8 protein-coding genes and 1 rRNA gene are annotated in these 11,189 nt (G+C 40.3%); 1 reads left to right on the forward strand and 8 read right to left on the reverse strand.

The window, feature by feature from the left end:
- The 8 genes from JV16_RS14315 to dnaA form a co-directional block, all read right to left on the reverse strand.
- Positions 1-781 (reverse strand): 16S ribosomal RNA (locus tag JV16_RS14315); the annotation flags it as partial.
- A gap of 150 nt (positions 782-931) precedes the next feature.
- Positions 932-2,017 (reverse strand): HD-GYP domain-containing protein, encoded by a 1,086-nt coding sequence (locus JV16_RS14320; RefSeq protein WP_042536404.1) that lies wholly within the window; start codon positions 2,015-2,017, stop codon positions 932-934.
- 42 nt (positions 2,018-2,059) lie between these two features.
- A complete protein-coding gene (gene gyrA / locus JV16_RS14325; protein WP_042536405.1) occupies positions 2,060-4,513 on the reverse strand; it encodes a DNA gyrase subunit A in 2,454 nt (817 codons plus the stop codon).
- Positions 4,514-4,583: 70 nt separating this feature from the next.
- Positions 4,584-6,500, reverse strand: coding sequence for a DNA topoisomerase (ATP-hydrolyzing) subunit B (gene gyrB, locus JV16_RS14330; RefSeq protein WP_395857449.1), 1,917 nt, complete (start codon positions 6,498-6,500; stop codon positions 4,584-4,586).
- Between the two features lie 61 nt (positions 6,501-6,561).
- Positions 6,562-7,677, reverse strand: a complete 1,116-nt coding sequence (gene recF, locus JV16_RS14335) for a DNA replication/repair protein RecF (RefSeq protein WP_042536407.1) — start codon at positions 7,675-7,677, stop codon at positions 6,562-6,564.
- A 15-nt stretch (positions 7,678-7,692) separates the two neighbouring features.
- Complete coding sequence (yaaA, locus tag JV16_RS14340) at positions 7,693-7,905, reverse strand: S4 domain-containing protein YaaA (RefSeq protein ID WP_042536408.1); 213 nt, start codon at positions 7,903-7,905, stop codon at positions 7,693-7,695.
- A gap of 99 nt (positions 7,906-8,004) precedes the next feature.
- Complete coding sequence (dnaN, locus tag JV16_RS14345) at positions 8,005-9,141, reverse strand: DNA polymerase III subunit beta (protein WP_042536409.1); 1,137 nt, start codon at positions 9,139-9,141, stop codon at positions 8,005-8,007.
- A gap of 157 nt (positions 9,142-9,298) precedes the next feature.
- Positions 9,299-10,642, reverse strand: a complete 1,344-nt coding sequence (gene dnaA / locus JV16_RS14350) for a chromosomal replication initiator protein DnaA (protein ID WP_042536410.1) — start codon at positions 10,640-10,642, stop codon at positions 9,299-9,301.
- A gap of 468 nt (positions 10,643-11,110) precedes the next feature.
- On the opposite strand from dnaA, the gene rpmH reads away from it, so the two are divergent.
- Positions 11,111-11,189: 50S ribosomal protein L34 (gene rpmH / locus JV16_RS15435; RefSeq protein WP_084220388.1), on the forward strand; the 79-nt coding region annotated here is incomplete at its 3' end.

The raw sequence follows: 11,189 nt of genomic DNA on the forward strand, positions 1-11,189 counted from the left end.
CACGCTTTCGCGCCTCAGCGTCAGTTACAGACCAGAGAGCCGCCTTCGCCACTGGTGTTCCTCCACATCTCTACGCATTTCACCGCTACACGTGGAATTCCGCTCTCCTCTTCTGCACTCAAGTCCCCCAGTTTCCAATGACCCTCCACGGTTGAGCCGTGGGCTTTCACATCAGACTTAAGGAACCGCCTGCGCGCGCTTTACGCCCAATAATTCCGGACAACGCTTGCCACCTACGTATTACCGCGGCTGCTGGCACGTAGTTAGCCGTGGCTTTCTCGTTAGGTACCGTCACAGTAACGCCAGTTACTACGTTACTTGTTCTTCCCTAACAACAGAGCTTTACGACCCGAAGGCCTTCTTCGCTCACGCGGCGTTGCTCCGTCAGACTTTCGTCCATTGCGGAAGATTCCCTACTGCTGCCTCCCGTAGGAGTCTGGGCCGTGTCTCAGTCCCAGTGTGGCCGATCACCCTCTCAGGTCGGCTACGCATCGTCGCCTTGGTGAGCCGTTACCTCACCAACTAGCTAATGCGCCGCGGGCCCATCCTGTAGCGACAGCTTGCGCCGTCTTTCAACGAAACGTCATGCGACATTTCGTGTTATCCGGTATTAGCACCGATTTCTCGGTGTTATCCCCGTCTACAGGGCAGGTTGCCCACGTGTTACTCACCCGTCCGCCGCTAACGATTCAAAAGCAAGCTTTTGAATCGTCCGCTCGACTTGCATGTATTAGGCACGCCGCCAGCGTTCGTCCTGAGCCAGGATCAAACTCTCCATAGAAAGTTTATCTCTAGCTTTTACGCTGCTGTTTTGTTCAGTTTTCAAGGAACATCAAGCACAAGATATATCATACAAGAGCCCTTTGTTATTGTCAACACTTTTTCTTATGTTTTTTATAAAAAAATAAAATGACAACAGTGATGACCGTTGTCATTTTATAATTTCTTCGATAAATACATCTTTTTCTTCTTTCAGTGAAACAATTTGATTTGTCCCACTTATTTTAATCATCGGATGAGACGGTGAATCTTGCTCGAAAAAGACAATTTCCCCGACCTGCTCGTTTGATAATTTCACTTTTGATCCAATCGAAAGGGTCATTAAAAGCGATGCTAGCGCTTGAACAACGGAAAGATCAAATTTCCCAAAACAATCTTTATGAATTTGTTCGAACACTTTAAAAAGAGATTGCTTGTTACGATAAGGACGTTCAGAAATCATCGCATGGTATACATCAGCAACAGCAACAATTTTACTGTAAGGGTGTATTTTCTCTTCTTTCACATTAAGCAAATAACCGCTTCCATCATTTCTCTCATGATGTTGCAAAATTGCAAGCTTTACCCCTTCTTGTAGCGCTGTAACTTTTTGAACCATTTTATACCCATAAACAGTATGTTGACGCATATCTTTATATTCGGCCGGGGTGAGGGCTGTACTTTTAGTCAGTATTTTCGGATCAACCTTTGCCATGCCACAATCGCTTAGTAAACCAGCGATGGCTACTTGGCAATAGTCACCTTTTGTATATTGTAACTTTTTAGCCAATACACCTGAAAGAAGGCCAACCGTTACCGCATGATGAAATAAATATTCTGACTTTGTACAGTAATGGTGAAGAAAGAGCAATTCTTTTTCCGCTTCTAGTACTTTTTCGAATAAAGGCATAAACATTTTTCGGACTTTTCCGATATCAATAGGCAATCCTGACTGCCAACTTTGAAACATCTGTTTGTATTGCTGAACAGCTTCCAAATATAGCGTCAATACGTCTTTATTCTCTGTTGCTTTTGGCTTTGGTACATCCTCTTGAATAATCTCACTCGGACGAAATGTACTCCCGTCGACAAGGACGGATTGCACACGCACTTGGGTAACAAGAAATTTTTGTAATACGGTTAACATTTTTTTGTTCAACACCGTATTTTTCGGAACGATCACACGATTTGACTTTCCAATGACATCTTCCGCTAAGATGCATCCCTCTTGCAGTTGGGCTGTTTTTACTAACAACACATCTCCCCCCACCTTTGTAGAACGGTAGAGGGGGAACCCCCTCTACTCCTCTTGCAATAGTTCTTTTTCTTCTTCTTTCGGCACTTTGGCCACTGTTGCCACGTACTCTTGCTCATTGTCTTCATCTAGACGAATAAGTTTCACACCTTGTGTATTCCGTCCCATAACAGAAATATCTCCAACTGCTATGCGAATCATTACACCACTTGCAGTCATTAACATGAGATCTTCTTCGCCTGTGACTGTTTTCACGGCCACGACGTCGCCATTCTTTTCAGTAATATTGCACGTTTTTATTCCTTTTCCTCCCCGGCTTTGAATGCGATATTCGGAAGCTGGAGTTCGTTTTCCATATCCTTTTTTCGTTACAATTAAAATTTCCTCATTACCGTTTAAACTTTCCATTCCAACAACTTCGTCACCCGGACATAGCGTAATCGCCTTCACACCTGCAGCTGTTCGTCCCATCGAGCGAACATCTGTTTCAGGAAAACGGATCAACATTCCATTTTTCGTTCCGACGATGATATGTTTATGGCCGTCTGTAAGTTTTACGGATATTAACTCATCACCTTCATGCAAATGAATTGCAATTAAACCGTGGTTCCGGATGTTAGCAAATGAAGATAACGGTGATCGTTTAGCAATACCCTGCTTTGTTGTGAAAAATAAAAACGCATCTTCATGAAATTGTTCGATAGCAATAACTGTATTAATGACTTCATCTTTTTCAATGTTTAATAAGTTAACAATTGGGAGACCTTTTGCTGTACGACTAAATTCTGGGATTTCATATCCTTTTGCCTTATATACTTTTCCTTTGTTTGTAAAAAATAAAACGATATCATGTGTAGATGTAATGACTAGGTGTTCAACGAAATCGTCCTCGTTCGTATTCATTCCTTGAATACCTCGCCCACCTCGTCTTTGGCTCCGATATGTTGAGACAGGGAGTCTCTTAATATATCCCCGGTGAGTTAGCGTAACAACAATATTTTCACGAGTAATTAAGTCTTCATCATCAATCGTTTCTAAACTACCGCTTACAATTTCTGTGCGACGATGATCATTGAACTTTTCTTTAATTTCAAGCAACTCATCACGAATAATTTGTAACACTTTTTGTTCATCAGCTAAAATAGCCTTTAAACGTGCGATAAGTCCTAATAATTCAGCGTACTCTTGCTCAATTTTTTCACGCTCTAATCCCGTTAAACGTTGCAGGCGCATATCTAAAATAGCTTGCGCTTGCTTCTCGCTTAACTGAAACCTCGTCATTAATCCTTCTTTTGCTACGTCCGCTGTGGCAGATTGACGAATAAGCTCAATCACTTCGTCTAAATGATCAAGGGCAATGCGTAACCCTTCTAAAATATGGGCACGAGCTTCTGCTTTGTTTAATTCAAACTGCGTCCGACGACGAATGACAATCTTTTGATGATCTAAATAATGTTGTAAACATTGTTTTAAGTTCAACACTTTTGGTTGACCGTCAACAAGGGCAAGCATATTAATACCAAAGCTTGTTTGTAAAGCTGTTTGTTTGTATAAATTGTTGAGCACCACATGGGCGCTCACATCTCTTCTCACTTCAATGACGATACGCATGCCGCTTCGATCCGATTCATCACGCAAATCCGTAATACCCTCTATTTTCTTTTCACGTACAAGTTCAGCAATTTTTTCAATCAACTTTGCTTTATTTACTTGATAAGGCAATTCTCGGACAATAATTGTTTCTTTTCCGTTTTCTTTTTGTTCAATCTCTGCTTTCGCGCGTAATGTAATCGAACCTCGTCCTGTTTCATACGCTTTTCGTATACCGCCTCTTCCGATAATTTGCGCGCCTGTTGGGAAGTCTGGACCAGGCAAATACTCCATTAGTTCAGCAATGGTCATATCAGGATCTTTCATCAACTCTAATAAAGCATCAATGACTTCCCCAAGTTGATGCGGCGGAATGTTTGTCGCCATTCCGACCGCAATACCTGAAGATCCATTCACGAGTAAATTCGGAAAACGAGCTGGCAACACAATGGGCTCACGTTCTGATCCGTCGTAGTTATCTTGGTAATCAATCGTGTCTTTGTTAATATCCCGCAACAGCTCCATCGAAATTTTCGACATTCTTGCTTCTGTATAACGCATAGCTGCTGCGGCATCTCCATCAATTGATCCGAAGTTTCCGTGACCATCAACGAGCATATATCGATAGTTAAAATCTTGTGCCATCCGCACCATCGTATCGTACACCGCTGCATCCCCATGTGGATGGTACTTCCCGATCACTTCACCGACAATACGTGCGGACTTTTTGTAAGGCTTGTCCGCTGTCATTCCTAAATCGTGCATCGCATATAAAATTCGGCGATGTACCGGCTTTAGTCCGTCACGCACATCAGGAAGTGCACGCGATACGATGACGCTCATAGCATAGTCGAGAAACGATGCACGCATTTCTTGACTAATACTTATTTCTTTTACACGTTCAGACATATAGACGAACCTCCCTTACTTAACAAAATAATAAAACAAGGGGAGGGTGAACAAACACTCTCCGACATACTTAAATATCAAGATTTTTTACATACTTCGCGTTTTCTTCGATAAACTGTCTACGTGGTTCTACTTTATCTCCCATTAAAATCTCAAATGTTTCGTCTGCTTCCATCGCATCTTGCAAACTCACTTTTAGCAACGTTCTCGTTTCTGGGTTCATCGTCGTTTCCCAAAGTTGTTCTGGGTTCATTTCTCCAAGACCTTTGTAACGTTGAATAATCGGTTTTGGTTGTTCTGGTAAACGTCCTAATATTTCCTCAAGTTGTCGATCACTATATGCATACTCAATTCGTTTCCCTTGCTGAATTTTATATAAAGGTGGCTGAGCGATATAAACGTAACCTTGTTCAATGACCTCGCGCATATAGCGGTAGAAAAATGTCAGCAACAGTGTACGAATATGCGCCCCATCGACATCCGCGTCTGTCATAATAATAATTTTATGATAACGAGCTTTTGTAATATCAAACTCTTCTCCAATTCCTGTACCAAGAGCTGTAATAATGGCACGCACTTCATTGTTTGATAAAATTTTATCTAATCTTGATTTTTCAACGTTAATAATTTTTCCACGCAACGGTAAAATAGCTTGAAAATGACGATCACGTCCTTGTTTTGCAGAACCACCCGCTGAATCTCCCTCAACGACATACAGTTCGCATATCGATGGATCCTTCGAAGAACAATCCGCTAATTTCCCAGGCAAACTTGATACTTCAAGCGCATTTTTTCTTCTCGTCAATTCTCGCGCCCGTTTAGCTGCTAGACGTGCCCGTGAAGCTAAAATTCCTTTTTCAACAATTTTTTTGGCGACTGATGGATTTTCAAGTAAAAACTTTTCAAATTGCTCCGCAAAAATAGACTCTGTCGCGGTGCGAGCATCGCTATTTCCGAGTTTTGTTTTCGTTTGTCCCTCAAACTGTGGAGACGGATGTTTTACGGAAATGATTGCTGTTAATCCTTCCCGCACATCTTCTCCTGTTAAATTGGCATCTTGTTCTTTAAACATATTGTTTTTTCGACCATAATCATTAATGATTCGCGTTAACGCCGTTTTAAAACCTAATTCATGCGTACCGCCTTCATGCGTATGAATGTTATTAGCAAATGAATAAATATTACTCGTATAGCCATCGTTATATTGCAAGGCGATTTCGACTTGGATCCCGTCTTTTTCTCCCTCAACGTAAATCGGTTCCTCGTGAAGTGTTTCTTTCGTCCGATTTAAATGTTTGACGTATGAAGAAATTCCACCTTCGTAATAATATTCGTTGCGCCGCTTTTCGCCACGTCGATCTTCCAGCGTAATGCGAATCCCTTTATTTAAAAAAGCAAGCTCTCGTAAGCGATGTGCGAGCGTATCATAATCATACTCAGTCGTTTCTACAAAAATTTCTGGATCTGGTTTAAAATGAATGGTTGTCCCTGTCCGATCTGTCTCGCCTACAACTTGCAAATCAGAACAAGGCACGCCGCGCGTATATTTTTGATAGTGAATTTTCCCATCACGATGCACATATACTTCTAATTCTTCTGACAACGCATTTACAACAGATGCCCCAACTCCGTGTAAACCGCCAGACACTTTATATCCACCGCCGCCGAATTTTCCACCGGCGTGTAACACAGTCATAATTACTTCAACAGCTGGTCTCCCCATTTTTTCATGGATGCCAACAGGAATCCCACGGCCGTTATCGATTACTGTAATGCTGTTATCTTCTTCAACAATGACGTTAATTTCCGTACAAAATCCAGCTAACGCTTCATCAATGCTGTTATCAACGATTTCCCAAACGAGATGGTGTAATCCTTTTGGACCGGTTGATCCGATATACATCCCTGGTCTTTTTCGTACCGCTTCTAACCCTTCGAGAACTTGAATTTGGCTTTCATCATAAACGACTTGTTCTCTTTGTTCCATCGTCATTATTGATCACCTACGCTTTCCTTTTCGAACAATACGTTCGAGGTTTATAGAAAAACTATCGTTTCGTCATTTGTCCAGAGACAACTTCATACACATCTGCCTCACGAATGACGCGATGCTCGATCCCATCTATGCTCGTTGTCGTTACAAATGTTTGTACTTTGCCTTGGATAGCATTTAACAAATGCGTTTGGCGAAAATCATCAAGCTCTGATAGTACATCATCAAGTAAAAGAATAGGGTACTCGCCAATTTCTGAAAAAATTAAATCAATTTCAGCTAGTTTCAATGAAAGAGCTGTCGTTCGTTGTTGACCTTGTGAACCGAACGTTTGCACATCTTTCCCGTTAATCGTAAACGATAAATCATCTCGATGTGGCCCAATGAGCGTTGTACCTCGTTCTATTTCTTTTGTTTTTATTTTTGCGAACTTTTCGTTATACACTTCTACTATTCTCGACCATTGTTGTTCGTCTAATACATCAACTGAAGGACAATAATGAATCCCTAATTGTTCATTGCCCCGGCTAATTTCAGCATGGATTGGTTTTGCCCACGTTTGTAACAATTCAATAAATTCATATCTTTTTAGAGTGATTTTTGCAGCGAGCTCCACAAGCTGTTCCGTAAGCACATCAAGAAACGTTTCGTCCGTCTGTTTTTTCGACTGAAGCAGTTTCAAATATTGATTTCTTTGTTGCAACACTTTTTGATATTGTCCGAGCTCGTGCATATAAACAGGTGATACTTGGCCAATTTCCATATCGATAAAGCGTCTTCGAATTTGTGGGCTCCCTTTGACAAGGTTTAAATCTTCAGGGGCAAACATGACAACGTTCATATGGCCAACGTAGCTGCTTAGTTTTGCCTGTTCAATATAGTTTAATTTTGCTTTTTTTCCTCTCTTCGACACGATCAACTGTAAAAAAATTTGACCGTTTTTCTTTTCTACTTTACCTTCTATTTTAGCATAATCTTCTTCCCAACGAATTAAATCTTTATCGTTTGTTGTTCGGTGTGATTTCGCCATCGACAAGACGTAAATGGATTCCATAATATTCGTCTTACCTTGAGCGTTTTCTCCTAAAATGACGTTTACATTATTTCGAAATTGCCAACAACCTTGCTCATAGTTCCGATAATTTTTTAAAGTTAATTGTTCTAAAAACAAAGGTGCCCCCCGCCTTTACGAACGAATCGTAAATGTACCAATTGTTTGAATATGAACAACATCTCCTACTTTCAACTTCCGACCGCGGCGTTGTTCCCGTTCACCATTAACGAGCACATCGTTTGTTTGTAAAAACCATTTCGCCATTCCACCTGTTGAAATGACGTTTGCTAGTTTTAAAAATTGTCCAAGCGTAATTGTTTCCGTTGAAATTTTTATTTCTTTCATGCATCATCCGCTCACTTTCTGTAAAAGTGTCCATTTTTCCATTGTACTAAAAAAGAAGGGGGAAGAAAAGGAAAGCTGCTAGATCTTCTAGCAGCTTTTTTAGTATGTGCGTACAGGCAAAATTAACTGAAGCATAGAGTCGTCATGAAGTGGTCGAATGACAAACGGCCGCATGGCACCAGTAAAACTAATTTTAATTTCCGCCCCTTCTAACGCTTTTAATGCATCCATCATATATTTTGCGCTGAAAGAAATTTTTAATTCTTCACCTTCTACCTGCTCACATTGTACTTCTTCGACCACTTTTCCGATTTCAGGTGAGTTCGACGAAATTTCAACGACTTTGTCAGACAATGTCGATAAACGAACAACGTTATTTCTTCCTTCACGTGCTAGCAACGATGCACGATCGATTGCTTGTAAAAACTCTTTTGTTTTGACAATCATATCTGTTTGGCTTTCTGTTGGAATTAGCCGAGATGTATCTGGATAGTTTCCGTCTAACAACCTTGAGAAAAACAATAAATGTTTTGTTTTAAATAACACTTGGTTTTCAGTTACGACAATATGAACAGGCTCATTTGATTCTTCAAGAATTTTATTTAACTCGTTTAAGCTTTTGCCTGGAATGACAATGTTGTAATACGCTTCTGATTCCGTTTCTACTTTTGCTTTCCGCATTGCTAGTCGATGACTATCTGTTGCAGTACACATCAGTTCATTATTTTCAATCCGCCAGTTTACACCTGTTAAGATCGGGCGTGTTTCTGAGGTAGACACCGCAAATACCGTTTGGCGAATGACATGTTTTAGTAAATCAGCTGGTACTTTAAACATGTTTTCTTCTTGAATTTGTGGTAGCCGTGGATATTCTTCTGGATCTAATCCATTCAAATGAAATTCGGTTTTTCCGGATCGGATCGTCGTGACGAATTTATCTTTTACTTCGATTTCTATCGTTTCTTTCGGTAACTTACGAACAATTTCACTAAAAAATCGTGCTTGTAAGACAACGCTACCTTGGGTAATGACGTCTACAATGACTCGATCTTCTTCCTCAGCTGGAATGAATGATTCGATCGAAATATCCGAATCACTTCCTGTTAAAGTAACGCCTTGTTTCGAGGCAACAATTTTAATTCCAGTTAAAATCGGAATCGTTGTTCGAGATGATACAGCTTTCATCACATCTTGTACACTTCTCACTAAGTGATCGCGATCAATAATAACTTTCACAAAGAAAACCTCCCTAATTTATTTATTATATTTTTTTAAAAAACTATTAATCATAGTACTAGGCGCTGTGATTATGTGGATAAGTGAATAAAACAAAGGAAGCACAGACTATCCACATGTGGACAGACTGTGCACAAACATAAAGCAGTTATTCACATTATTTCAGTTTCTCCATAATTTCTTTCAGCTGTTTTTGTAATTGAACGTCTGTTTGGATGAGTGCTGAAATTTTCTCGTGAGCATGGATGACAGTCGTATGATCACGCCCTCCAAATTCCTCACCAATCTTCGGAAGTGAGCAATCCGTCAGCTCGCGCGAAAGATACATTGCAATTTGGCGCGGAAATGCAACCGATTTTGTCCGTTTCTTTGCCTTAAAATCTTCGAGTTTCAAGTTGAAATGCTCCCCAACAACGCGTTGAATGTCTTGGATTGTAATGACTCTTGGTTTGGAGCTTGGAATGATATCTTTTAATGCTTCTGCTGCTAAATCTGCGTTAATTTCTTTGTTAATTAAAGAGGAGTAAGCAACGACGCGAATGAGTGCACCTTCCAATTCACGAATGTTCGAATCGATTTGATTGGCGATGTACAACATCACTTCGTTCGGGATGTCGAAGCCTTCCGCCTTTGCTTTTTTACGCAAAATGGCAATTCTCGTTTCTAAATCAGGAGGAGTGATATCCGTAATTAATCCCCACTCAAAACGAGAACGAAGGCGATCTTCTAACGTCGGAATTTCTTTTGGAGGTCGGTCACTCGATATGACAATTTGCTTACTTTCTTCATGTAATGTATTAAACGTATGGAAAAACTCCTCTTGCGTCTGTTCTTTTCCCGCAAGAAATTGAATATCATCTATTAACAGTACGTCCACGTTACGATATTTGTTGCGAAAATCATCTGGACGATTATCGCGAATGGCATTAATAAATTCATTTGTAAACTTTTCCGAAGATAAATAAACAACTTTTGCTGACGGATTATGTTCAAGAACGTAATGGCCGATTGCATGCATGAGGTGCGTCTTGCCTAGGCCTACACCACCATAAATGAAAAGGGGGTTGTATGCTTTGGCCGGTGCTTCTGCTACTGCTAAAGATGCAGCGTGGGCAAAGCGATTGCCAGATCCAATGACAAAAGTATCGAATGTATACTTTGGATTCAGCATACTTTGTGGAAATTCTGTTTGTTCGTCATCGTGTTTTCGCGGTTTGCTCGATGGTTTTAGATCAAATTCCTCTAGTGTTTGATGATTAGGGATCGTGCATTTAATTTTTAACTCTTCTCCGGTAATGTCATAGAGCGTTTGCTCAATGAGCCGTGTGTAGCGCGATTCGAGCCAATCTTTTGTGAATTCGTTTGGAACGGTAATAATAAGGATGTCGCCTTTTAGCGAATGAGCAGATGTCGATTTTAACCACGTTTCAAAGCTCGGTTTGCTAATTTTTTTCTCAATCTCGGCTAAAGCTTTATTCCATAAGTCCGAAATATTTTCCACGCCGCTCTCCCTCCTTCTCCGCGCGGGTGTTCAACATTTGTACAACTTTGTCTATAAAAAAAATTTTTTTCGACAGTTTTCACCGGTTGTGGACAAATATTTACACAGGATGTGGACGGAACTGTCCACACATTATCCACATTTTGTGGATAATGAAAAAACTTATAGAATTATCCAGAGTAAAAACAACAATATAATAGCAGATAAATACTTATGTTGCAATGGGTTTAAAAGATTATCCACAAAACGAAAAAGATGTGAAAAAAATTTATCCACAAGGTTATAAGATGTGAAAAACTTGTCGATAAATGTTGTGGATACGAAAAAAACGACAAAAATTTTATCCACAACAATAATCACAACATAGTCAAAAAAAGATACTCCTGGAGTAGTTGACATTTCTCTAAATTTCTCACTATAATTAGAAAGACTGTCTTTTAACAGTTATTCCTCAGGGAGGTGTCATATATGAAAAGAACGTATCAACCAAATAAGCGGAAGCGTAGTAAAGTACACGGTTTCCGTGCGCGCATGAGCACAAAGAACG

Origin of the sequence: Anoxybacillus ayderensis (assembly GCF_000833605.1) — a bacterium.
Lineage (GTDB): Bacteria > Bacillota > Bacilli > Bacillales > Anoxybacillaceae > Anoxybacillus > Anoxybacillus ayderensis.